Raw genomic sequence first — 26,604 nt, 5'->3', positions numbered from 1 at the left:
TGTAATAGTGGAATTCCAAACCATTTTATACGAAGTGAAAGAGCATATCGCAACGATTACTCTTAATCTTCCTGAAGTGAGAAATCCATTAACGGAGAAGTTAGTTACAGAACTTATTCAAGCGATAAAGCTAGCTGACTTAGATGAACAAGTTCATGCCATGATTTTAACAGGGCGTGGAAAATCCTTCTCAGCAGGTGGAAATTTGAATGAGTTTAAGCGGACTTCTGAAAAGGATGTTCCTACATTATATTTTGAAGGTAAAAGTAGTACAGAGTTATTTAAACTAGGAGCAACAGTACAAACACCGATGATTGCTGCAGTAAACGGTGCGGCACTTGGTGGTGGAACAGGTCTAGTTGCAATGTGCCATGTAGCTATTGCATCCACTAGTGCAAAATTAGGCTTAACAGAGCTGAAGCTAGGTATTGTTCCATTTGTTATTTTACCGTGGGTAAGAAGAGCAGTAGGAAACCGTAAAGTAATGGAAATGATGCTTAAGGCAGAAGTGTTAACAGCTGAAGACGCATGTAAATATAATTTAGTTCATCAAGTTGTGGAACCAGAGAGATTAGGTGAAGAAGTCTGGAATACTGCAAAAATAATAGCTTCTCATAGTCCACTTGCTGTAAAGCTAGCACTAGATTCATATTTTACGACTGAACAGATGGATTTTATGAAATCATTTGATTATTTATCAAACTTAAGGCTTGTATCTTTTAAAAGCGAGGACCTAAAAGAGGGTGCTTCAGCATTTTTAGAGAAACGAGTGCCCGATTGGAAAGGGGTATAAACAGTGAATTATGAAGCTCCTATAAGTGGGAATGTTTGGAAGGTTTTAGTGGAGGATGGCGATCATGTCCAAATTGGTGATGTTCTTATCATAATGGAATCTATGAAGATGGAAATTCCAATCGAAGCAACTGCTGAAGGGACAATAAAAAAAGTAATAGCTAGTGAAACAGATTTTGTGCAAGAAAGTGATATTGTTATAGAAATGAAAGACTAGGGGAGGTGGTTATGTGAAGTCAGTTCGAATAGGCGCTGCTCAAGGCTTTTATGGGGATACAATTGAACCAGCAATTGCAACAGCAAAACACGGTAATGTCGATTATTTATGCTTTGACTGCCTAGCAGAATTAACGATGGCAATATTATTAAAGGACCAACAAAAAGATCCTCATCTAGGATATGCAAGGGATATAACTATATCAATGAAAGCGCTGTTACCGTATGTGAAGGAACAAGGAATGAAGATTCTTACAAACGCGGGAGGTTTGAATCCTCTAAGAGCTCAACAAGAAGTCATTCAAATTGCAAGGCAAAATGGATTTGAAAACATAAAGGTAGCTGTCGTAACTGGAGATCATATTTATGACGATTTAGAGGATTTGATAGAACAAGGGGTTTCACTTGATCATTTTGAGACAAATGAGTCCTTTCGTACAGTAAAAGACAGAGTATTGTTTGCAAATGCTTATCTCGGCGCACAGCCCATCGTAGAAGCATTGAAAGAGGGAGCAGATATTGTAATCACTGGACGGACAACAGATACCGCGCAGTTTTTAGCACCTTTAATCTATGAATATAATTGGGGAGATGAGGAGTGGGATAAGCTTGCAAGTGGTGTATTTATGGGCCATTTACTAGAGTGTTCTGCGCAATCAACTGGGGGGAATTATAGCGGTGAATGGCATGAAGTTGCTCAAATGGACGAAATAGGTTATCCAATTGCTGAATGTCAAGAAAATGGAGAGTTTATCGTCAGTAAGGTAAAGGAGCGCGGCGGTCTTATTACACCAAATACTTTGAAAGAACAAATGCTGTATGAAATTCATGATCCATCAGCTTATATTACCCCTGATGTTGTTGTTGATTTATTGAATGTGAAGCTTGAACAAGTTGCTGAAAATGAGGTTTTAGTCACAGGTGTGAAAGGTAAAGTTAAACCAGCCGAATTAAAAGTCGTTATGGGATTTGACAATGGCTATATGGGGCAAGTAATAACTGGCTTTGCTTGGCCTAATGCACTGGAAAAAGCGAAAAAAGCAGATGAAATTATTCGACTTCAAGCTGAGAAGAGCAAACTTCAATTTGATGAGATCAAAACGGATTTCATCGGTTACAACGCATTACACGGTCCTTTGGCAACGGATGTGAGTACCGATTCCAATGAGATTTTTCTTAGGATGGCCTTACGTACAAAATCTAAAAGAGACGCCATTTCTTTTTCAAGACTATTTCCGCCACTTGCTTTAAATGGCCCACCGAGTATGGGGGCGTATATAGGTAACATCCCACCTAGAAAGCTGTTTGGTATGTGGGCAACACTTATACCTCGACATCTTGTAGAGGCTAAGATTTCTGTTACGGTTCAGGAGGTGTAAAGGATGTCGAAGATACTGCTTGCAGATATAGCTCAAGCTCGTTCAGGTGATAAAGGCAATACCGTAAATATAGGACTTATTGCTAAAGAGGAACAATGGTATGGCATACTCGTTGATCAAGTAACGAGTTCAAAGGTGAAGCAGCATTTTGAAGGAATAATACATGGAAATGTAACAAGATATGAACTACCAAATATACACTCACTTAACTTTGTATGTACTAATGCTTTAGATGGGGGCGGATCAAACTCATTACGATTAGATAACCTCGGAAAATGCTTTGGTTCTAATTTACTACGGATAGAAATTGATATATCTCAAAATTTATAAAGTATCGACGAATATGAGTGGCAGCACCCCAAAAACTAACGTTTACATCTTTCATTAAGAAAGGAGTGGTAACGATTAAGTATGAACCGTATTTTTCAGATGAACATGAACAGTTAAGAAAGGCGATAAAAAAATTCGTTCAAAAGGAAGTAATTCCTTACGTAGATGAGTGGGAAGAAGCTGGCGGCTTTCCTAGAAAAATGATGGCAAGAATGGGTGAGCTCGGATTTTTAGGACTTCGTTACCCTGAAGAAGTGGGAGGTCAAGGGTGGGACTATTTCTCTAGTATTGTGTTAGCTGAAGAACTTGCGAAATGTGGTGCTGGTGGTTTCCCAATGGCTGTTGCTGTTCAAACTGATATGGCAACGCCACCAATATTAGAATTTGGTACAGAGGAACAACAACAAAAGTATTTGAAGCCAGCATTACGGGGTGAAAAAATAGCTTCAATTGGGATTACAGAACCAAATCACGGATCTGATGTAGCTTCCATTGAAACGAGAGCTAAAAGAGATGGGAACGAATGGGTTATTAATGGAGCAAAAACATTTATTACAAATGGTCCGAGTGCTGATTTTATTACACTCGTTACACGAACTTCTGATAGTCCAGGGTATAAAGGTATTAGTCTGTTTTTAGTTGAAACAAATCGTCCTGGCTGTACTGTCAGTAGAAAGCTAGACAAGGTTGGCATGCGCTCATCTGATACTGCTGAATTTGTATTTGAGGATGTACGAGTACCACATGAAAACTTGTTAGGGCAAGAAGGGCGAGGTTTTGCACAAATTATGTGGGAACTACAAGGAGAGCGATTAATAGCTGCTGCTGGGGCAATAGGTATGGCTGATCATGCGTATAATTTAGCTCTTGAATATGCCAAAACGAGAAAGCAATTCAATCAAACTATTAACAACAATCAAGTTATTTCACATTTGTTAGTAGAAATGAAAACTGAAATAGAGCTTTGTAGAGAATTAACCTATGCTACTGCGTACAGATTTTCAAATGGTGAAGTACCTAGTAAAGAAATATCCATGGCAAAGTTAACATCAGCAAAAATGTGCCATTGGGTAGCAGATCGAGCATTGCAAATTTTCGGAGGAAGCGGATATATGCTAGAAAATGAAATTCAAAGAATTTGGCGTGATTCTAGAGTGTATCGTATTGGAGGAGGAACAGATGAGGTGATGAAAGAAATTATCGCAAAGCAAATGGAGCTATAAGAGAGAGTTTTTCTGTATCGTAAGAAATTATGAAACAAGCCGGGGCTTTTCTGACTGTTTAGCTAAACCGAACCTCTCTATCTGCTTCAACTATTGTTAGGTCTTTAGCTTACTTGTCTAGATAAATTTAACTTAAGTCCTTCATCCGAAGCGAAAAGAAATGACTACAGTGCATGTGTTGGTGAGATGTGTGCTATTTTGTGAAATTCAATTTTATGGAGGTGAATTTTTCATGACTCACTGGATCTTCACTGAAGAACACGAATTATTTCGTCGAACTGTTCGAAAGTTTGTTGAAAAAGAAGTTAAGCCTTATGTTAATGATTGGGAAAAGGAAGGTGGAATCCCACGAAGCCTTTTTAAGCGAATCGGAGACCTAAGTTATTTAGGTATAAAAGTGCCAAAGAAGTATGGAGGGTTAGGTTTAGATTATATTACTGAAGCCGTTTTTCTTGAGGAGTTAACAAAATGTGGTTCGGGTGGTGTAGGTGCTGCGATTGGAGGTTCTATTGGAATTGCCATGACACCTATCTTAAATTTTGGTAACGATTATCAAAAGACAAAATATGTTCAACCTACGATTGCAGGGGATATGGTGGGAGCTCTTGGGATAACTGAGCCAAACGCTGGAAGTGATGTCTCCTCTCTGCGTACGACTGCTACAAAAAAAGATGGTTATTATGAGTTAAATGGGTCAAAAACATTCATTACGAATGGTATAAATGCCGATTACGTCGTAGTTGCTGCCAAAACGAGAAATGAACCACTTCATAAAAATATTAGCTTGTTTATCGTTGAAACAGGATGGGATGGCTTCGAAGTCGGAAAGCCTTTGCAAAAACTAGGTTGGCGAAGCTCTGATACTGGGGAGTTATTCTTTGAAAACGTAGCAATACCTGAAGAAAATCTAATTGGAAACGAGAACGATGGCTTTTATTATATTATGAAAAATTTTCAATGGGAAAGAATTATCTTATCGTTAGCATGTGTAGCTCATGCGGAAATGGCACTGGAGGCAAGCATGAAATATAGCTCAGAAAGAATACAATTTAATCAACCAATTTCAGCATTTCAAGTAATTCAACACAAAATGGTTGATATGGCTGTAGACATTGAAAAAGCAAAACATATGACTTATCGGGCGTTATATTTATTCAATGAAGGTAAAGACATAACGACTGAAGCGACATTTGCAAAAGTTTATGCAGGAGAGATGGTAAATAGGGTCTGTGATGAAGCTTTGCAAATCTTTGGTGGGGCAGGGTACATGATGGAGTATGATGTACAACGTTATTGGCGAGATGCTAGAGTCCAATCGATTGGAGGTGGTACGACACAAATAATGAATGAAATTCTATCAAAGCAGCTTCGAATAGTAGATTAGTAATTTAAGAAATGAAAGGGTTAGTAGATTTTTACTCTATTGAGATGTTAAAATTTCACATCAAATATAACAACTGTTGTGCTGAATTGGTTTCATCTTTTTGGTCAACGGGATTACATTCGCTCTCCTTTAATGAAAGCGCTTCAATACTTTATCTTAAATGTAAGTGTCTGTTCAATAATAGCCAGCTGGTCAAGGATAAGTAAGGCTTAAATATCAAAAAAGAGGTGTTCATATGATGATTAACGAGATCAACAGAATTGCCATTGGGGATATGTTAAGAAGAACTGCTAACAGAGTGCCTGAAAAAATAGCTCTTGTTGATGGTGACGTTAAGTTAACATATAAACAACTAGACAATGCGGTTAATCAATTTGCTAACTATTTGTTAAGTAATAAATTTAACAAAGGTGATTGTGTAGCTACCATTGCTGGCAATTCCTACGAACATGTAATCGCCATTTTTGGTATAGCAAAAGCAGGATTAACATGGGTACCAATTAACCCGCATATATCAATTCAAGAAAAGCTATATATTCTCGATGAGGTGAAGGCATCGATTATACTTGGAGATGCACCGTTGTTAACGCAAGATTATGAGAACTTAAAGGAAAAACGTTTATTATATTTTAATATCTCCTCAGAAGAAGAATTAGCATTTCTTGCTGCTTTCAATAATGAATCTATAGAGGAACCGGTAGTTGATATTCATGATCGTGATGTAGCTCAAATTATGTTTACGAGTGGAACGACAGGTAACCCGAAAGGTGTCATGATAAGTCATACAAGTGTCTATATATCAAGCTTAGCAAATATTATTGAAAACAAATTGAAGCAAGAGGATGTTGTAACAATTATGTTACCGATGTTTCATTGTGCGCAACATGCATTTCTTACATCGTTTATAAATATAGGGGCAAAGAATATCATATATAAAACTTTTGAACCAGAAGCTTTTATGGAAACGGTCCAAGAGCAAAAGGTTACGGTTATGTTTGCCTTACCTATTATGTATCGAGCCATTATTCATCATCCAAAGAGAGAACACTATGATTTTACATCTCTCGAAACGTGTATGTATGGGATGGCTCCTATGGATAAGTTTACTTTAGAAAAAGGCATAACCGAATTGAATGCAAATTTTTTATTAGGTACTGGGCAAACAGAGATGTATCCAGGTACGATGTTTTTTAAACCAGAAGAACAGTTACGACGATTCGGATCTTATTGGGGTACAAGTAGTTTAATTAACGATACAGTGATTATGGATGGTGAAGGTAACATCCTCAGTAAAAATCAAGTCGGTGAAATCGTCCACCGTGGTCCGAATGTCATGAATGGATATTTAAATAATAATCAAGCTACCGAGCAAACGCGTATGTTTGATTGGCATCATACAGGGGACTTAGGTTATTGGGATGATGATGGACAAATGGTTTTTGTAGATCGAAAAAAAGACATGATTAAAACCGGTGGAGAAAATGTGGCATCTATAAAGGTAGAACAAACAATTATTAATCACGCTAAAGTTCAAAATGTAGTAGTTGTAGGGTTGCCACACGAGCACTGGAGTGAGGCAGTGACTGCGTTTGTAATTCCAAAGGAGGAAATGGATTTAACACCTGAAGAAATTATTGCATATTGCAAGCAACATTTAGGAGGATTCCAGGTTCCTAAGGATGTCGTTATCGTAAGTGAATTACCTATGACATCCACCGGAAAAATACAGAAACATCATATTCGGAAACAATATCAAGAACACTATGCTCACGCTAAGTCTTAATAAAAAACTATTCGCTCTGAGAAAAACATTTTTTCGAAACAAGACTAAGTAACAAGTAAATTAGTGAAAGGTGGGTTAACACAATGAACAAAGGAATAGGAGTATGGCTAACATATCATAGTGAACAGAGGCCTGAACAAGCTGCTCTCATATACAAAGATAAAACAATCACGTATAAGGAATTAAATATTAGGGTTAATAAACTGGCTAATAGTTTACTTAAGCTAGGAGTTCGATTTGGAGATAGAGTTAATGCTCTCCTTTTTAACTCAAATGAATGTATGGAAACGATGTTTGCTTGTGCTAAAATTGGCGCTATTTTTGTACCGATAAATTTTCGTCTTAGCATTGATGAAATTGAATATATTGTTCGCGACTCTGGAACAGGTCATTTAATCTATGATGAAAGAATGACTCAAGCAGTGAATGCATTGCGTGAAAGAATAAAAGAATTAAATTATTTCATCCATGTCGGTCACTCTCCAGATTTAGTGGATTTATCTTACGAAAATTTAATAGATCAGTCATTGGGGAACGAGCCAGAATTTGAACTGAGTGAAAATGATGTTCATATGATGATGTATACGTCTGGTACGACTGGGAAACCAAAAGGAGCAATGTTAACTCACGGGAATACACAATGGAATGCAATTAATGCGATTCAATTTTTAGCTTTCAAAGAAGATGACATTACTTTAACTGTGGCACCTTTATTCCATATTGGTGGGATGAATATTCTCACGACCCCTGTACTATATAAAGGAGGGACTGTCGTTCTTCAAGACCATTTTCAACCAGATAAGGTACTACATGCGATACAAACTTATAAAGTAACTAGTCTCTTTCTTGTTCCTGCAATGTGGATGGCTCTCTTACATTCTAACCTCATTAATGACTATGATTTATCATCTTTTCGATTTTGCATTTCTGGTGGCGCACCATGTCCTCTCACAGTGATTGAATTTTTTCAGCAAAAACAAGTACCGTTATATGAAGGTTTTGGATTAACTGAAACAGCTCCATTTGTAAGCTTACTAGATGCTAAAAATGCTTATCGAAAGATGGGCTCAGTTGGTAAGAACCCTATACACACTGAAGTGAAAATTGTTAATGACCTAGGAAGCAGTGTAGAACATGGGGAAGTTGGTGAATTATTAGTCAAGGGACCTAATGTGTTTGCAGGATATTGGAATAAACCACTTGAAACGAAGAAGGCTATTAAAGATAGTTGGTTCTATACAGGGGATTTAGCCAGAATGGATGATGAGGGGTTTATTTATATTGTAGATAGAAAGAAAGATATGATTATAAGTGGCGGAGAAAATATTTATCCTGCAGAAGTGGAACAAGTTTTATATAAGCATCCTGATATTAAAGAAGTTGCCGTAGTTGGGGCAGTAGATGAGACATGGGGTGAGGTCCCTAGGGCATATATTGTTCTACATGATTCCGACAAAAATTTGACGCTCGAGCACTTCACAAAATTTTGTAATGGAAAGCTCGCAAATTATAAGATTCCTAAACATATAGAATTACTTTCTAATCTACCTCGAAATGCAACTGGCAAAGTGTTAAAAACTCAACTAAGAAGCATGTTGTGATAGTACTTGAACTGTCTTGGTCTTATAAAAGAAACAAAAGGAGGAAACTAGAATGATGAATAATTTAGTATTATACGAATTGCTAGATCGTACAGCTGTAATTACGTTGAATAATCCTGATAAGCTAAATGCACTGTCTTTTGATTTAATTGAGGAACTTGAAGAAGCTATTCGAAAAGCGGAGAAGGATGAGCATGTGCAAAGCATCATTTTGACAGGTACTGGTCGTGCATTTAGTTCAGGTGGGAATGTAACTGATTTTCCAGATTTGAATGCAGTGAACGGTCGTAAATATTTGATAGAGGGACATGATTTACTTAAAAGAATTAATGCTTTAGAAAAGCCAGTTATTGCTGCTGTCAATGGATTAGCAGTTGGAGGAGGGTTTAACTTAGCTCTTTGTTGTGATTTTGTTTTAGCTTCAGAGAAAGCTATATTTTCTCAGATCTTTGCAAAAATTGGTCTAGTTCCTGATATGGGAGGAATGTATCTTTTACCACGCACTGTAGGGTTACAAAGGGCAAAGGAGCTTATGTATTCAGGACGAAAAATTACTGCAAAAGAAGCGTTTGAATATGGTATTGTGCTTGAATTAGTATCCGCTGAACATTTAATGGAACGATCAGTTGAATTTGCGAAAACTATTACAGAAGGTGCTCCAAATGCAATTGCATTAGCTAAGTCGATTTTAAACCATAGCTTTGAATCAAGCTTCGATCAAATTTTAGCTGAAGAAGCTATGGCGCAAGGTATTGCCTTTACAACGAAAGATCATAGGGAAGGAGTAACATCATTTTTTGAGAAAAGACAACCACAATTTTCAGGTAGATAATTTGCATATGAATTAAAAAGGGGGAGAAGATAATGAACGAAAAATTGCCTAAACATATGACTACTAATTTAACTTTACCAGTCATTTCAGCACCAATGTTTCTCATATCAAGTCCAAAGTTAGTTATTGAAAGTTGTAAGTTAGGTGTCATAGGTTCATTTCCAACATTGAATGCTAGAACAGTAGATATATTAGAAGATTGGATGGCTGAAATTTCATCAGAGCTAGCTATTGCAAAAAAAGAAGACCCTCAACTGAAAGTTGCACCATGGGCTGTCAATTTTATCGTTCATCAAACAAATCCACGATATGAGGAAGACTTACGGTTAATAACTAAATATCAGCCCCCAATCGTTATTACATCACTTGGAAATCCGTCAGCTGTTGTTGAAATTGTTCATCATTACGGCGGTCTTGTCTTTGCTGATGTAAGTAACATTCCTCATGCTCGCAAAGCTGCAAAAACGGGAGTTGACGGTTTAATTCTAGTATGTTCAGGTGCAGGAGGGCATGCTGGAACAATTAATAGCTTTGCTTTTGCAGGAGAAGTAAGAAAATTTTGGGATGGTATTACAGTCTTGGCAGGTTGCATCACGACGGGACGTGATATTCTTGCAGTTGAAGCTTTAGGTATGGACATGGCTTACATCGGAACGAGGTTTATTAGTGCAAAAGAGAGCTTTGCAAGTAGAGATTATAGAGATATGTTAATAAATGCTTCTGTAGATGATCTTATTTATACTGATGCTATTAGTGGCGTATACGCCAATTACCTAAAGGAAAGTATTCTAAATGCTGGTATTGATATAAATGTACTTGAAAAGAAACAAACTGTTGACTTTTCATTTATGAACCAAACAAATGCGAAAGCATGGAAGGATATATTTTCTGCAGGACAAGGCGTTGGTCAGATAAGTAAAGCTCAAACAGTTGCCGAAATTATTGAGGAAATGCAAAATGAATATCATTTAGCTAAAGATAGTCTGACTAAATCGTATGTTTAAAGAAAGATGCAAAGTAATATAAAATCGTAAGATAAATAAGTTGACGAGGTTTTTTTAAAAAAGAACCAGTTCGCTTGACGTGTTGTAATTAATTTTAACTAAGTAGTCTATTCTAGGACATTTTAGGCTAGAAGTCTTAAGCTTCTAGCCTTATAGTGCGTATTCAGAAAAGCAAAACCGCATAACTCGGCGAATTAGCGTGAGTCTACTACCATGAGAAATATCATTATTACCAGGAACGTAAATATTCAGGTGATTATTAATACAGCTCATGTAACGATAAGTAAACAAGAGTTTTGAACATCGTGTATAAGTTAGTTTCTACAGTTATTTTTCAAGGGGTTTTTTGAACAGTTTGTTATAGTAACTAAAAATGGACTAAATAGACACATTTCATAATAGTTTCTCTCTTAATTGTTCCTAAAAAGTCATGAAAGGCTATATGGTAGCTAAAACTTTGTGATTTATCTCACTTAATGTTTTATGTTGTTTCATTATAATAACAACTAAGAAAGTTTAGGTGAGGTGAACGAGTATGAAACCTTTGATTCCGAAACAACATGGTGCATGGGCTATGTTACTCATCCCATTTTTGGTAGGAATATTTGCTGGGCAGCCTTCTATGATACATATCCCATTATTTGGTGGCTGGCTATTACTTTATTTAGGTACATATCCTTTGCTCATGTTTTTGAAGGGAAAGCGACGCGAATTTTATCTCAAATGGACATTTATTTATATGTTTCCAGCTCTTATTTGTTTAGTTATAACATTGATTATTAATTATAAACTTATTTACTTTGGCATTGTCATGTTGCCTTTTTTCGTGGTGAATGTGTATTTTGCAAAGAAAAACCAAGAGCGTGCTCTACTAAATGACATGAGTGCAATTACATCATTTAGTATTGGTGGAGTAGCTAGTTATTATGGGGGAACTGGTTCGATAGATTTTGTTGCTATTGGGATTTTGTTACTTTCAATGTTCTTCTTTATAGGAAGTACATTTTATGTGAAAACAATGATAAGAGAGAAGAAAAATAATGCATACCGTTGGATTTCTTGGGGCTACCATCTAGGAATCATAGTTATATTATTTTTAAGTGGCTACCCTTGGTTTATTATTGCGTATATACCGAGTGTAGTCCGTGCTTTTTACTTTTATGGAAAAAATGTTTCAGTCTTGAAGGTAGGTATCTGGGAAATTATTAATGCTGTTTATTTTTTCTTAGTCGTTGTTGTGCTGATCTAAAATTGCTTTGAAGAAGTGTATATCGTATTAATAATGAGAGCTAACCTATAAAAGGTTAGCTCTTTGTAGTTCATTTGTTTTTAGTGTCAATATTCCACTAAGCTACAACATAGGTTGATTTAATGTCTGTTCTATTTTTACAGCGTAATTAATAGTATTTATATAATAGTTTAAGATTTTTATAATTTATTTATAAAAATACAATTGATTTTATATTTATTCAGTATTATAATGAAAACTAATTTTACGTGATGTTTAAAAAAGCATGACAAAGACGACAGAGGGGTAGCTTTGGATTGAGTGAATCAATGCTGCCTAAGAAATAGAGGGGGATCGGAGATGAGAGCTGCTGTAATCGGTGCAACAGGTTATGGAGGAGTAGAACTATTACGTTTATTGCAGCAACATCCAGTCGTTAATGTTCATTCTGTTCATTCATCTTCTAATGATGGATTACCATTAGGGCAGATGTATGGACATTTATCTGGAAGTTTGAACTTTCAATTAGAGAGTATTGATATTGACAAAATTGGTAGTGAGGTAGATGTGGTATTTATGGCAACACCTGCTGGTGTATCTAGTGAATTGACACCACAATTAAGTGAGTATGATACACATATCATTGATTTATCAGGTGATTTACGGCTACAAGATAATAAATCTTATGAAAGATGGTATAACAAGACACCAGCTCCATCTCAAATAGTCGAGGAAGCTGTGTATGGATTATCCGAGTGGAACAGCAATAAAATTAGTGAAGCTAAAATCATTGCAAATCCCGGTTGTTACCCTACAGCAGTATTACTCGGGTTAGCACCTTTAGTTCAGTTGAACTTAATTAAGGAAGAGTCGATCATTATTGATGCAAAATCAGGTGTTTCTGGAGCAGGAAGAAATTTAGCTACCTCTGTTCATTTTGCTGAAACAAATGAGAACCTAAAAATCTATAAAGTAAATAAACATCAGCATATTCCAGAAATAGAGCAAATGCTCCTAAATTGGAATGACAACATTCAACCAATTACATTAAGCACCCATCTTGTTCCAATGACTCGAGGGATTATGGCTACAATGTATGTTGAGCCTAAAAAACAGCTCAAAATAGAGGAGCTGTATGATATTTATAGATGTGCATATGATGAGCATTATTTTGTACGATTAAAGGATACATTCCCTTCAACGAAGGAAGTTTATGGTTCAAATTATTGTGATATTGCATTGGTGAATGATGAACGAACTGGAAGAATTACAATTGTTTCAGTGATTGATAATCTCGTAAAGGGAGCAGCAGGTCAGGCTATTCAAAACTTAAATATTATACTAGGTATGGATGAACATACTGGCTTAAATTTACTTCCTGTTTATCCATAGGCGATATATATTTTTTACTTTCTCTTACGAAAAAATAATGGAGGAATAAGTTTGATTAATATGAAAACAAAAGTAGGTACTGTTAATGTATTGCCAGAAGGAACGATAACATCTCCAAAAGGGTTTCAAACGGATGGAGTTCATGCAGGGTTACGATACACAAAGAATGATCTTGGTATTGTTCTCAGTGAAGTACCAGCTACATGTGCTGCAGTATACACGCAAAGTCATTTTCAAGCACCTCCATTAAAAGTTACGCAACAAAGTATTGCAGTTGAAAACAAGCTTCAAGCTATCGTTGTAAACAGTGCCTGTGCCAACGCATGCACTGGTGAACAAGGTATGCAGGATGCATATGAAATGAGACATTTATGTGCTACACAATTTTCGATGCAAGAACACCTCATTGCAGTAGCTTCAACAGGAGTAATAGGTGATTTATTACAAATGAATAAGATCCGTTCTGGAATAAAAAAACTCAAACCTAACAAAACGAAAAAAAATGCACAGCATTTTGAATCAGCTATTTTAACGACTGATACCGTTACAAAAAAGGCATGTTATCAGACCATTATTGATGGAAAGGCAGTGACAATAGGTGGAGTGGCTAAAGGTTCTGGTATGATTCACCCCAACATGGCTACTATGCTTTCATTTATTACGACAGATGCCAATATTGATTCAACAATTTTACAAAATACGTTACGAATAATAACGAATCAATCATTTAATCAAATAACTGTTGATGGTGAGACATCTACAAATGACATGGTTATTGTGATGGCTAACGGGTTAGCTAATAATGAACCATTAACCCCAACACATTCTGAATGGAAGCAGTTTTACACAGCTTTAAAGCATGTATGTGAAGATTTAGCTAAACAAATTGCTCGTGATGGGGAAGGAGCAACAAAGCTTATTGAAGTGAAAGTGAAAGGTGCAGTAAACGACGATGAAGCAAGGGAAATGGCTAAACAAATTGTCGGTTCTAACCTTGTTAAAACAGCGATTTACGGTAATGATGCGAACTGGGGAAGAATAATTGGGGCGATTGGACATAGTAGTGCATCAGTTAATCCAAATACTGTAGATATTACGGTCGGTTCAATAAAGATGTTAATTGCGAGTCAACCACAGCCGTTCTCCGAGGAAAGAGCAACAGCATATTTAGCAAATGATGATATTTATATTGAGGTACATTTGAATATAGGTGATGGCGAAGGAGTAGCATGGGGCTGTGACTTAACTTATGATTACGTCAAAATTAATGCAAGCTACCGAACGTAAGGAGGATGGGGATGAGTAATGACATCATCGTAATTAAATGTGGAGGAAGTGTTATAACAGAGCTTTCAGCACAGTTTTTTAAAGCGCTCCATGAACTTCAAAAACGAGGAAAGAAAGTGGTTATTGTACACGGTGGCGGGCCAGTTATTAACCAATTATTGTCACGTATGAACATACGAGTGGAATTTGTTGATGGCTTACGTAAAACGACAAAAGATGTGTTAGATGTAGTAGAAATGACTTTAGCTGGAAAGGTTAATAAACAATTTGTGACTAATTTATCTCAATATGGTCTCAAAGCTGTAGGACTATCAGGTTGTGATGGCCAAATGTTGCTAGTGAAGCCTATTGAATTTGGGAAGCTAGGTTACGTAGGTGAAGTTGATCATGTAAACGTGGATTTGCTTATAACGCTACTTAACGATGACTACATCCCAGTTGTTGCACCAATAGGCATGAGTTCACAAGGGGGGAAATACAATATTAATGCTGATTCAGCAGCAGGGAGTATTGCTGAAGCACTCAATGCAAAACAATTATTGTTTGTTACAGACGTTCCAGGAATATTACAAAATGGTATTCTTTTGGAAGAAGCATCTGAAAACCAAATTAATGACATGATAAGTGATGGGACGATTTATGGAGGTATGATTCCAAAGGTCAAAGCGGCTATTCACTCATTATCAGACAAACTACAAGAAGTGATGATTGTCAGCGGGAAAAATAGCATCTTATCTGCCAGCGGGTCGTTGTACGGAACGAAAATAAGAAAATTGTAAGAGTTTTTAATAACTCTTGATCAATAAAGAGTACATTAAAAGAATGTGTTTAATAAATGGAAAGTATAGTATTTTTTCAGAGTATCATTCGCTATTCAGGGGTTATCTATATCTAGCACTAGCACCCATCCCTCGAGGCTGCTTCGCCATTTCAACCGAAGGAAAAAAAACATCTTTATGTGAAATGTGTCCAGTGCTTGTCGGGGATGTTACAGTCGCTTGCGCTTTTCTAATTGGGAGGGAGCTTACAATGACGAAAGAAACGTTATTTCCAACTTATCAGCGTTGGGACATTCATGTTGCTTCAGCTGAAGGTTCACATATAACTGACGAAATGGGCAAAAGTTATCTAGATTTTGTATCTGGAATAGGCGTATGTAATCTAGGTCACCGTCATCCAAAAGTTCAACAAGCATTAGAAAAACAATTACAATCGTTTTGGCACGTCTCAAATTTGTTTCATGTTGACTCACAGGAAGAAGTCTCACGTCTACTAGTTGAAAATAGTAACGGTTCAGCAGTCTTCTTCTGTAACAGCGGTGCAGAAGCAAATGAGGCAGCAATTAAACTAGCAAGAAAACATACGAATAGATCAAGAATAATTACATTTAAACAGTCATTTCACGGCAGAACATTTGCTACGATGACGGCTACAGGGCAGGATAAGGTTCATGATGGATTTGGACCTTTATTAGAAGAGTTTCTTTATCTTCCATTTAATGATATCGAAGCGATAGAAAAAGTGATTGATAGTCATGTAGCAGCCGTTATGCTAGAAATTGTTCAAGGTGAAGGTGGAGTTGTACCAGCTAAGCGTGATTTTTTACAAAGGGTTGAGGAGTTATGTAACGAGTATGGAGCACTCCTAATTGTTGACGAAGTACAAACTGGGGTTGGAAGAACGGCATCTAAGTTTGCATATCAAAAATTCGACCTTTCACCAGATATTATTACTGTTGCCAAGGGGTTAGGAAGTGGCTTACCTATCGGTGCAATGATTGGAACTGAGAATCTAATCAATACATTTGGTCCAGGCTCTCACGGTTCAACATTTGGTGGAAACCCAATAGCTACCGCTGCAGCAAAAGCAACATTAGAAATAATATTTGATGACGTTTTTTTACAGGAAGTTGAACAAAAAGCAGCCTATTTAACTAATAAACTGAGTGATGTTTGTAAGCATGTAAACTTCATCGAAGAAATTCGTGGAGAAGGATTGATGATTGGGATAGCTTGTAATATAAATGTGACAGATATCATATCGAAAGTCCGTGAGGAAGGGCTACTTGTATTACCAGCAGGTCCACATGTGATTCGGCTATTACCACCACTTACAGTAACATATGATGAATTAAATTACGCAATAAATATCATTAGTAAAGTTTTATCAGATAAAGCAGTCGTAGCTAAGTAACTTGTTGTTTATTTTTTTAACCTATAATGCATAAAAATTCAACAAGATAAATAAAAATACAAAAGAGGTGTAGCATGAAAGCATATTTAACGTTAACGAATGGGAATGTCTACGAAGGGGACATAAAATCACCTCTTTCGACTAATATATTTGGTGAAGTTGTGTTCTTTACAGGAATGACAGGATATCAAGAGGTTCTCACTGATCCTTCGTATAAAGGACAAATTATTGTTTTTACCTATCCTTTAATAGGGAACTATGGAATTAACGCTGTAGATTTTGAAAGTAACAAACCACATGTTGCTGGAGTAATCGTGTACGAAGCGAAAGAATCATTAAATCATTTTGAAGCTGAGAAAACACTAGAACAGTATTTAAGGAAATGGAATGTTCCATTAATTACACATATTGATACGAGGGCCATCGTCAAAACAATTCGGGATAGTGGCACTATGATAGGGCAAATATCTCATATACCGAATACACATTTTACCAACATAAAGCATTCACATGAAGAAACACTGGCTGTTGCTGAAGTATCTACTAAGAACATTCAAACATTAGGTACGGGATTCCCACATATTGTTGTTATTGACTTTGGATACAAACAATCAATTGCTGAACAATTGATAAAACGTGGCTGTATGGTAACGATCGTACCATATTATACAAACTATAACACTATTACTGAAATTCAACCTGATGGTATATTGTTATCTAATGGTCCAGGAGATCCAAAGGCACTTGAAAACATCTTAAGTGAATTGAAAAAAATAATATCTAATTACCCAACCTTAGCAATTTGTTTAGGACATCAGCTCGTATGCTTAACATTTGGAGCGAATACATTAAAATTATCTTTTGGACATCGCGGTGCTAATCAACCAGTGCGTGATTTAACAAATAATAAAGTTTTTATGACATCACAAAATCATAGTTATGTTGTGGATGAACATAGTCTCAGTGAAACTTCATTGCACCCACGTTTTATCAATGTAAACGACCGTTCGATAGAAGGAATCACTCATAAAACTTTACCTATATTAACGGTTCAATACCACCCTGAGGCAAATCCAGGGCCTGTTGAAAGTGAATGGGTCTTTGACGAATTTATAGATAGTGTTTATACAGTTAGGGGTGAGAAAGTGTATGCCTAAAGATACAACAATTCAAACCATCCTAGTCATTGGGTCAGGTCCAATTATTATTGGTCAGGCAGCAGAATTCGATTATTCAGGCACACAAGGATGTAAAGCATTAAAAGAAGAAGGGTACAGAGTAATTTTAATTAACAACAATCCGGCAACAATTATGACAGATGATTTGTATGCTGATGTTGTTTATTTTGAACCATTAACAGTTGACTGCGTAACAAAAATTATTGCGAAAGAAAGACCAGATGGATTGTTAGCAACATTAGGTGGTCAAACTGGGTTAAATCTTGCATTTTCCTTATATGAAGAAGGTGTGTTGGAAAAATATGATGTTCGCCTATTAGGCACTTCAATTGAATCGATAAAAAAGGGTGAGGATCGAGAAGAGTTTCGTGAACTTATGAAAAAACTAGATGAACCAGTTCCTGAAAGTGAAATTGTAACAACGTTGGAAGGTGCTCTAGGTTTTGCAACAAAAGTAGATTTTCCGATAATTATACGCCCTGCATACACATTAGGAGGAACAGGTGGTGGTATCGCCTACAATGAAGAACAGTTTAAGTCATTCGTAACGAATGGGTTATTAGCGAGCCCGATTTCTCAATGTTTAATTGAGAAAAGTGTAGCTGGCTATAAAGAAATAGAATATGAAGTAATGCGTGATTCAACGGGAACATGTATTACGATCTGTAATATGGAAAATATTGATCCTGTCGGAATACACACAGGGGATTCAATCGTAGTTGCACCTTCTCAAACAATTTCTGACAATGAATATCAATTGCTAAGAACAGCATCTATAAAGATCATATCAGCTTTAGGTATTGTCGGTGGGTGCAATATTCAATTTGCACTTGATCCATACAGTAAACAATATTATTTAATAGAAGTTAATCCAAGAGTAAGTCGTTCATCTGCATTAGCATCAAAAGCTACAGGTTATCCAATTGCAAAAATAGCTGCTAAACTTGCAGTTGGTTATTCATTAGCAGAATTAACCAATCCAGTAACTGGTTATACTTTTGCAAGCTTCGAACCAAGTTTAGATTACACTGTGGTTAAAATCCCGAGGTGGCCGTTTGATAAATTTCCGGCTGCGGATCGGACATTAGGTACACAAATGAAGGCAACAGGAGAAGTCATGGCACTTGACCGGAATATTGAAAGGGCCATTCAAAAAGCAATTCAATCACTTGAACTTGAAAGCATCGGACTGTTGTTAAAAGAGTTATGTGAATTTGCTACAGAATCCCTCCTGAAGCTCCTAAAGGAAGCTGATGATAGAAGGTTATTCGTAATTCTTGAATTATTTCGCAGGGAAATTTCAGTCGATGTTATATTTGAGCATACGAAGATTAATTATTTCTTTTTGCATATATTTTCGCAATTAATTGATCTTGAACAGAAAATAAAACAATTGTCATTAAATAACGTAACAAAAGAAGAAATGCAACAGATGAAAGAAAAAGGCTTTTCAGATGAGTACATCGCTTTGTTATGGAATGTCAATGAGCTCGATGTAAGAAGTAAAAGAAAGGCATTAGGAATTGTTCCTTCTTATAAGATAGTAGATACTTGTGCAGCTGAATTTAAGACGAAAACAGCTTATTATTATTCTAGTTATTTTGGAGAAAACGAACTAGCTTCTTCTTCAAAAGAAAAGGTACTCATTATTGGTTCTGGTCCTATACGGATTGGTCAAGGAATCGAGTTTGATTATAGTTCAGTTCATGCTTGTTTCGCCTTACAACAAGAAGGGTATGAAACGATTTTGATAAACAATAACCCAGAAACTGTAAGTACCGATTATGAAACAGCAGATCGTTTATATTTTGAGCCATTAATCTTTGAAGATGTTTTAAATGTTATAGAAGCAGAAGGTGTCGAAAAAGTAATCGTTCAGTTTGGTGGTCAAACTGCAATTAATCTTGTTCATCAGTTAGAAAAGTATGGTGTTGAAATTGTTGGAACCTCCCACCAAAGTGTAAATCTGTTAGAAGACAGAGATCTTTTTTACAAGCTTCTATCAGAAATTGATGTACCACATGTACCTGGCAAAATAGCGTTAAATGAGTATGACATATTAGAAAAAGCTCGTGAAATAGGTTATCCGATTCTACTGAGACCTTCATACGTTATTGGCGGGAAGGGCATGGTCACGTATTCATCAGAGCATGAATTAAAAAGATATATTAATAAACAAACACAAAGTATGTACCCGGTATTAATAGATGCCTTTATCCCTGACAAAGAAGTGGAGATTGACGTGTTGTCGGATGGAAAAAATATAGTCATTCCAACGATCATAGAACATATTGAACGAGCAGGAGTTCATTCAGGAGACAGTTATGCTGTTTTACCAGCAAATAGTCTAACAGATGAAGATAGAGATAAAATTGTTGCTTATACGGAAAGAATTGCTCAAAAGCTATCTTTCACAGGTGTGATGAATATTCAATTCGTCTTAAACAAAGGTGATGTGTTCGTACTTGAAGTTAATCCGAGAGCTAGTAGAACAGTTCCTATTGTGAGTAAGGTAACAAATATACCTATTATACAAATTGCGACAAAATTATTGCTTGGGAAATATACATTAGATCAACTGTATGGCAACAAAGGATTACTAGAAGATCAACCGTATTACACTGTGAAATCCCCTGTTTTTTCCATTAATAAGTTGAATGGGGTCGATCCGACTGTTGGACCAGAAATGAAAGCTACTGGAGAAGGGATTAGCATTGCGTTAACGATAAATGAAGCACTCGCAAAGACATTTCATTCTTATCTTCAGTCACACGAAGGAAGTAATGAAATATTTATTGACCTTGATGACGAACAAGATGAATTAAAGGACACGCTATATCACGAGATTGAAGCAGCTGGTTTAATAGCAGTAGAAGATGTAAATATTGATGTTTGGCTGAAGAAAAAAGAAGCATTAGCAGTGATTAGTATAAATGAAGGAAAACAAGCATTGACTAATCGCATAAAATCTATCGCTCATAGTAAACAAGTATTCACTCAATATGAGACAGTGAAAGCGTTTTTTACAGCTATTTCTCCTAAGGAATTTACGATGCAGTCGATACAAGAGTGGCAAGAAAAATCTAAATTAACGCAGGAAGTGGTGATATAATGGTAGCTCTACCAAAAGTAGCGACTAATATTCAATTAAAGGGTATGGATTTGCTGACACTAAGTGAATTGAATATCGACGAAATCATGTATTTATTAAACACTGCATTATATTTGAAGAAGGCAAGTAATAGTGGGAAGCATAGTAAAGTACTGGAAGGTCAAACGTTAGCTATGATATTTGATAAGCCTTCAACACGAACTCGTGTGTCGTTTGAAGTAGGGATGACGCAATTAGGTGGTCATGCACTATTTTTGAATAGTAATGATTTACAATTAGGTAGAGGAGAAACTATTGCAGATACCGCAAAAGTATTATCACAATATGCAGATGCGATTATGATTAGAACGTTTGCTCATAGCACAGTTGAAGAATTAGCGTTACATGCTAAAATTCCTGTCATTAATGGTCTTACAGATCAATTTCACCCATGTCAAGCATTAGCTGACTTATTAACAGTCTATGAAACGAACAAAACTTTTGAAGGTGTTAAACTAGTTTACGTTGGAGATGGGAATAATGTGGCCCACTCATTAATGATAGCATCGGCTAAAGTGGGTTTAGATTGTGTAATAGCTTGCCCTAAAGGATATGAGCCTGAGAGTGAAATTTATAAATTAGCTTCTCAATTTGCTAAAGAAAGCGGGGCTTTGATTGACATTTCTCATGATCCACATAGTGCTATAGACATGGCTGATTTTGTTTACACAGATGTGTGGGCAAGTATGGGCCAAGAAAAGGAGCAGGCAGAGCGGTTACAAGTGTTTCAACAATTCCAGGTAAATGAAAATTTAGTTAAGAAAGCTAAATCTAACTTTAAATTTTTACATTGTCTACCTGCACATCGAGGTGAAGAAGTTACTGCTGAAATTATTGATGGGAATCACTCTGTAGTATTTGAACAGGCTGCGAATCGTTTACACGTCCAAAAAGCATTATTGCAAGAGATACTTAGTTAGTTCTATAACATAAACATCGTAGTAAAAAACTCCCTATTATAAATTTATAAAGGGAGTTTTTATATACATTTTTTTGTTTGATATGATTTCAGCGTGTTAGCCTAAAATAACGCATAAATTGTTACGAGCGTCCCTACGATAAAGCAATATATTGCAAAATATTTCAGGTTCCCTCTTGCCATGATGCCCATAAACCACTTTAAGGAAAAGTAAGAAGCAAATAGTGAAGCAAAGAAGGCAACTGTATATGGTATGGCTAATGTTTTTAAATTCTCGTCAGTTAAAATATCTGTAAAGCCTAATACCATCCCACCTGCACTGACTGGAATATATAATAAGAAAGAAAAACGTAACGCAGTTTCTTGCTTCATGCCGAGTAACATAGCAGCAACAATCGTTGCTCCAGATCGGCTAATTCCAGGAATGAGTGCAACAGCTTGGGCAAATCCTACAATAATGGAATCTCTAAGTGTAAGCTCAGTATCATTTTTTCTCCCACGTAAATTACGAATCGTCCAAAGTGCGATACCAGTAATTAATAAAGCAATTCCAAGAACATAAATTTTCTTCAAATGATAAGAAATGAAATCATCAAATAATACACCAATAACTCCAGCAGGAATTGTTCCGATAATTAAATAAATGATAAAACGAAAATCTGATTTCGCACTCTCATCTTTTTTTACAACATATGCAATGCCATTAGTTGTTAAACGAATCAAATCTTCTCTATAGATGAGTAGGACAGCAATTAGAGATGCTGTATTGACAAGTAATGCGAATGACATATCTTCAGTTTTTATTCCAAAAATAGTTTCTGCCAAAAATAAATGGCCGCTAGATGATATAGGAATTGGTTCTGTGAACCCTTGGAATATTCCTAACAATAAATATTTAAGTAAGAGAAATATTTTTTCAAATGAATCCACGTATAAAATCCTCCAATATTGATGCTGCTATTTATTCATTTAACTATACTTTCTGTGTGGCTGTAAAGAGTTAATTTCTATGTAATCGCTGTTCTCACAAAGATTGTTGTTTTAATAAGCTACTTCATTTTACATAGTGATTATTGTTTTTCATATATACAATAAACGCTTTGTAAATTAGATTTTGTAACATCTTTTCGTAAATTGATGTGCAAACAACCCAATTTATGAAAAGGTCTTGTGTAAATTAAAAAGCTCGTCACATAAAAGATGTATTCACATGAAATAAGAAATATTCTTTCAAAATGATATGTAGAAAACATGAAATTGCACTTAAAAGGAAATAGTAATACTGCATGTGAAAAAGAGCGTGTATGAAGAGATGGGACTTTTCATGCTCTTTGCTGAGATAAATTGTTTTAAGGAGTGAGAAAGATGGGACAAAGTCATCGCTTTAGATCAGGACAAAGAGCTCCGAATAATGGAGAATATGTTGAAGTAGGGGAGACAGGGGATAATGTGAAAAATCCAAAGAAGATTAGATTAAAAGCAGGAGATCCATTTCCAGAAACATCAAATCATAATAGACACTGGACATACAAAAGAAAACCTTAACTACTGATAAGATACGAAGTAAATTAATATTGTAAATTAAGCTGGGGCTTTGTCCGAGCCCCAAAATTTTAAAAAAGTAGAAAATGCAATGAAATCTAAAAGCACGCGTATAATATTTTAATACTTGTAGCAACAATCTGTGCGAAAAAAAACAGTGAGAAAATCATACTATCTCCTTAACTAGACAATACAATCAACATTTGTAACGTCTATGTTAAAGGAGTTTTTTTGCTATATACTTTTATTTCCACAAGAATCCATATATAATATAATTAAAGGTCAAAAAAAGTCAAACTACTTTTTTGGGGGGATCTAGATGGAGCTAAATAATATGACGCAAAAGCTACAAGAGGCTGTTATGTCATCCCAAACATTAGCTATTAAAAACAATCATCAGGAGGTAGACGTTGTTCACCTATTGTATACACTTTTAAATGAAGAAGATGGGCTAGTAAAGATGATTTTTCAACACTTAGGAATTGAAATTCATCTTATTAAACAGCAAGTAGAAGAACTGTTACATAAGAAACCTCAAATAATTGGGGCAGGGGTTGAGGCTGGTAAAGTATATATAACTCATCAGTTACAGCAGCTATTTATATATGCAAAAGAAGAAGCTGATTTTTTAAAAGATGAATATATATCTATTGAACATTTGTTACTGGCTATCGTAAACAAAAAGGCATCATCAGAAATGAAGGGTTTGTTCATGCAACACCTTGTTACTCGAGATTCATTATTAAAGGTTTTAGCTGAGATAAGGGGGAATCAAAGAGTGACAAGTCAAAACCCAGAGGTTACTTATGAAGCTTTAAAAAAATATGGGCGTGATCTCGTTGCTGAAGTTCGCTTAGGGAAAGTTGATCCGGTTATTGGTCGTGATAGTGAAATTCGAAGAGTTATTAGAATTTTATCTAGAAAAACAAAGAATAATCCTGTCTTAATAGGAGAACCAGGTGTTGGGAAAACAGCGATTGTTGAAGGTCTTGCGCAACGTATCGTGCGTAAAGATGTTCCAGAAGGTTTGAAGGATAAAACTATTTTTGCATTAGATATGAGTTCACTTGTAGCAGGTGCAAAGTTTCGTGGAGAGTTTGAAGAAAGATTAAAGGCTGTATTGCAAGAAGTGAAAAAAAGCGATGGTAGAATTCTGTTGTTTATAGATGAATTGCACACGATTGTTGGTGCAGGGAAAACAGAAGGGGCAATGGATGCAGGGAATATGCTAAAGCCGATGTTAGCTAGAGGTGAACTCCATTGTATTGGTGCTACAACGCTTGACGAGCATCGCCAGTATATTGAAAAAGACCCTGCATTAGAACGTCGTTTTCAGCAAGTACTTGTTAATGAACCTACTGTAGAAGATACAATTTCCATATTAAGAGGATTGAAAGAACGTTTTGAGATTCATCATGGGGTGAATATTCATGATAGAGCAATTGTTGCTGCTGCAACATTATCTGATCGGTATATATCTGAACGCTTTTTACCAGATAAAGCAATTGATCTTATCGATGAAGCTTGTGCAAAAATAAGAACAGAAATTGATTCTTTACCTGCTGAATTAGATGAAGTCACTCGAAGAATGATGCAACTTGAAATTGAAGAAGCCGCTTTAAGAAAAGAAACGGATATCGTTAGTAAAAACCGCCTTGAAATATTAGTAAAAGAGCTGTCAGATTTAAAAGAGAAAGCTGCGGCTATGAAAGGCAAGTGGCAACTTGAAAAAGAAGGGTTACAAAATATTCAGTTGTTACGAGAACGTATTGAAAAAGCAAAAAGAGATCTTGAAGAAGCTGAAAATAATTATGATTTAAACAAAGCTGCAGAGCTACGACACGGACAAATTCCACAATTAGAAAAGGAATATAAATTATTAGAGCAGCAGTTAAATGACCAACAACCAGAGAATCGTTTATTACGGGAAGAGGTAACCGAAGAAGAAATAGCAAATATTGTAGGCAAGTGGACTGGTATCCCAGTAACAAAGCTTGTTGAAGGTGAAAGGGAAAAGTTACTGAGACTAGCTGGCATATTAGGGAAAAGGGTCATTGGTCAGGATAAGGCGATTGAACTGGTTGCTGATGCAGTACTAAGGGCAAGAGCAGGAATAAAAGATCCAAATAAACCGATCGGCTCATTTATTTTTTTAGGCCCAACTGGCGTAGGGAAAACAGAGCTTGCAAAAGCATTGGCTGACGCATTATTTGACAGTGAAGAACAGATGGTCAGAATTGATATGTCTGAGTATATGGAAAAGCATGCAATTTCAAGACTTATTGGTGCACCTCCAGGATATGTTGGGTATGAAGAAGGGGGGCAATTAACTGAGGCGATTCGTAGGAAACCTTATTCTGTCGTATTGTTAGATGAAATTGAAAAAGCACACCCAGAAGTATTTAATATATTGTTACAAATTTTAGATGATGGGCGGATTACAGATTCACAAGGTCGAACAGTTGATTTTAAAAATACAGTAATAATTATGACCTCAAATATAGGTTCACAGTTTCTGCTAGATGGGATGAATGAGATGGGGCAAATAAACGATGTTATTGAAAATCAAGTTCTGGATCAACTACGTGGACATTTTCGGCCGGAATTTCTTAACCGAGTTGATGATATCATTCTGTTCAAGCCACTTTCTCAAGCGTCTATCAATCGCATTGTCGAAAAACTAATTAACGAGCTACAAGTTCGACTAAAAGAGAGGCACATATCAATTTCTGTTACAGCGGAAGCAAAACAATATATAGGCTTATCAGGCTTCGATCCAGTATACGGAGCAAGACCGTTAAAAAGGTTTATTCAGAAACATGTAGAAACACGAATGGCAAAAGAAATCATTGCCGGTCATATAAACGATCATGATCATGTGACAATTGATGCGAAAAATGGACAAATAAACATCAGTAGTGAGTGAGTATATGTACCCGTATCTATAAATATTTTTTGGTTAGTTAGGTTTGTAATGATGTACAAATAGAAACGCTGTTTTCAAATTAAAACATATCCAATAATACAACTAATATCAGGGTTTCTTTTCTTCTGTAAAACGACATCTTTATTTTCTTTTTAGCTACAATATGAACACAGAATTTGAATAGAATCTTTAGAAAAGAAAAAAACAAAAAGACTTGGGTTAATCCCAAGCCTTTTTGTTTTAC

Annotated in this window: 21 protein-coding genes; 20 read left to right on the top strand and 1 reads right to left on the bottom strand. The window is 36.0% G+C overall.

The features are described 5' to 3' along the window. The first annotated feature begins 7 nt into the window (after positions 1–7). From SLH52_RS04800 to argF, 18 genes are all read left to right on the top strand, one after another. Positions 8–793, top strand: coding sequence for an enoyl-CoA hydratase/isomerase family protein (locus SLH52_RS04800; RefSeq protein ID WP_320208155.1), 786 nt, complete (start codon positions 8–10; stop codon positions 791–793). Between the two features lie 3 nt (positions 794–796). After that, complete coding sequence (locus SLH52_RS04795; protein WP_320208154.1) at positions 797–1,009, top strand: acetyl-CoA carboxylase biotin carboxyl carrier protein subunit; 213 nt, start codon at positions 797–799, stop codon at positions 1,007–1,009. A 13-nt stretch (positions 1,010–1,022) separates the two neighbouring features. Further along, on the top strand, positions 1,023–2,387 hold the full coding sequence (locus SLH52_RS04790; RefSeq protein WP_320208153.1) for an acyclic terpene utilization AtuA family protein: 1,365 nt from the start codon (positions 1,023–1,025) through the stop codon (positions 2,385–2,387). Positions 2,388–2,390: 3 nt separating this feature from the next. Then, the gene (locus SLH52_RS04785) at positions 2,391–2,717 is read left to right on the top strand and encodes a hypothetical protein (RefSeq protein ID WP_320208152.1); all 327 of its coding nucleotides are present in this window, start codon (positions 2,391–2,393) and stop codon (positions 2,715–2,717) included. Between the two features lie 17 nt (positions 2,718–2,734). Then, the gene (locus SLH52_RS04780) at positions 2,735–3,940 is read left to right on the top strand and encodes an acyl-CoA dehydrogenase family protein (RefSeq protein ID WP_320208151.1); all 1,206 of its coding nucleotides are present in this window, start codon (positions 2,735–2,737) and stop codon (positions 3,938–3,940) included. A 232-nt stretch (positions 3,941–4,172) separates the two neighbouring features. Further along, positions 4,173–5,324 (top strand): acyl-CoA dehydrogenase family protein, encoded by a 1,152-nt coding sequence (locus SLH52_RS04775; RefSeq protein WP_320208150.1) that lies wholly within the window; start codon positions 4,173–4,175, stop codon positions 5,322–5,324. Between the two features lie 235 nt (positions 5,325–5,559). Further along, positions 5,560–7,107 (top strand): AMP-binding protein, encoded by a 1,548-nt coding sequence (locus SLH52_RS04770; protein WP_320208149.1) that lies wholly within the window; start codon positions 5,560–5,562, stop codon positions 7,105–7,107. 83 nt (positions 7,108–7,190) lie between these two features. After that, complete coding sequence (menE, locus tag SLH52_RS04765) at positions 7,191–8,708, top strand: o-succinylbenzoate--CoA ligase (RefSeq protein WP_320208148.1); 1,518 nt, start codon at positions 7,191–7,193, stop codon at positions 8,706–8,708. Between the two features lie 52 nt (positions 8,709–8,760). Further along, entirely contained in the window at positions 8,761–9,540 is a 780-nt protein-coding gene (locus tag SLH52_RS04760) for an enoyl-CoA hydratase/isomerase family protein (RefSeq protein ID WP_320208147.1), read from the top strand. Between the two features lie 32 nt (positions 9,541–9,572). After that, positions 9,573–10,544, top strand: a complete 972-nt coding sequence (locus SLH52_RS04755) for a nitronate monooxygenase (protein ID WP_320208146.1) — start codon at positions 9,573–9,575, stop codon at positions 10,542–10,544. A 535-nt stretch (positions 10,545–11,079) separates the two neighbouring features. After that, positions 11,080–11,793: a YwiC-like family protein gene (locus tag SLH52_RS04750; protein WP_320208145.1), complete on the top strand. Its 714-nt coding sequence runs from the start codon at positions 11,080–11,082 to the stop codon at positions 11,791–11,793. A gap of 339 nt (positions 11,794–12,132) precedes the next feature. Beyond that, positions 12,133–13,164 (top strand): N-acetyl-gamma-glutamyl-phosphate reductase, encoded by a 1,032-nt coding sequence (argC, locus tag SLH52_RS04745; RefSeq protein WP_320208144.1) that lies wholly within the window; start codon positions 12,133–12,135, stop codon positions 13,162–13,164. Between the two features lie 60 nt (positions 13,165–13,224). Further along, complete coding sequence (argJ, locus tag SLH52_RS04740; protein WP_320208409.1) at positions 13,225–14,451, top strand: bifunctional ornithine acetyltransferase/N-acetylglutamate synthase; 1,227 nt, start codon at positions 13,225–13,227, stop codon at positions 14,449–14,451. Between the two features lie 11 nt (positions 14,452–14,462). After that, positions 14,463–15,230 carry an acetylglutamate kinase gene (argB, locus tag SLH52_RS04735; RefSeq protein ID WP_413785489.1) on the top strand — a complete coding sequence of 256 codons (768 nt, stop codon included), beginning with the start codon at positions 14,463–14,465 and terminating at the stop codon, positions 15,228–15,230. Between the two features lie 250 nt (positions 15,231–15,480). Beyond that, a complete protein-coding gene (locus SLH52_RS04730; protein WP_320208142.1) occupies positions 15,481–16,644 on the top strand; it encodes an acetylornithine transaminase in 1,164 nt (387 codons plus the stop codon). Between the two features lie 74 nt (positions 16,645–16,718). Next, entirely contained in the window at positions 16,719–17,801 is a 1,083-nt protein-coding gene (locus SLH52_RS04725; RefSeq protein WP_320208141.1) for a carbamoyl phosphate synthase small subunit, read from the top strand. Then, positions 17,794–20,934: a carbamoyl phosphate synthase large subunit gene (locus SLH52_RS04720; RefSeq protein ID WP_320208140.1), complete on the top strand. Its 3,141-nt coding sequence runs from the start codon at positions 17,794–17,796 to the stop codon at positions 20,932–20,934. The genes SLH52_RS04725 and SLH52_RS04720 overlap by 8 nt, the downstream gene beginning before the upstream one ends. Continuing rightward, a complete protein-coding gene (gene argF, locus SLH52_RS04715) occupies positions 20,934–21,893 on the top strand; it encodes an ornithine carbamoyltransferase (RefSeq protein ID WP_320208139.1) in 960 nt (319 codons plus the stop codon). The genes SLH52_RS04720 and argF overlap by 1 nt, the downstream gene beginning before the upstream one ends. Before the next feature lie 101 nt (positions 21,894–21,994). On the opposite strand, the gene SLH52_RS04710 is transcribed toward argF, so the two are convergent. Beyond that, complete coding sequence (locus SLH52_RS04710) at positions 21,995–22,822, bottom strand: undecaprenyl-diphosphate phosphatase (RefSeq protein ID WP_320208138.1); 828 nt, start codon at positions 22,820–22,822, stop codon at positions 21,995–21,997. A 435-nt stretch (positions 22,823–23,257) separates the two neighbouring features. On the opposite strand from SLH52_RS04710, the gene SLH52_RS04705 reads away from it, so the two are divergent. Both SLH52_RS04705 and clpB read left to right on the top strand, forming a co-directional pair. Beyond that, positions 23,258–23,437 carry a YjzC family protein gene (locus SLH52_RS04705; RefSeq protein ID WP_214482592.1) on the top strand — a complete coding sequence of 60 codons (180 nt, stop codon included), beginning with the start codon at positions 23,258–23,260 and terminating at the stop codon, positions 23,435–23,437. Positions 23,438–23,753: 316 nt separating this feature from the next. Further along, positions 23,754–26,360 (top strand): ATP-dependent chaperone ClpB, encoded by a 2,607-nt coding sequence (clpB, locus tag SLH52_RS04700; protein WP_320208137.1) that lies wholly within the window; start codon positions 23,754–23,756, stop codon positions 26,358–26,360. Positions 26,361–26,604 lie beyond the last annotated feature (244 nt).

The organism is Cytobacillus sp. IB215665 (assembly GCF_033963835.1).
Classification (GTDB): Bacteria; Bacillota; Bacilli; order Bacillales; family SM2101; genus Nanhaiella.
Note: the sequence above shows the minus strand (reverse complement) of the source record. Positions and strands in the feature narration are given on the sequence as shown.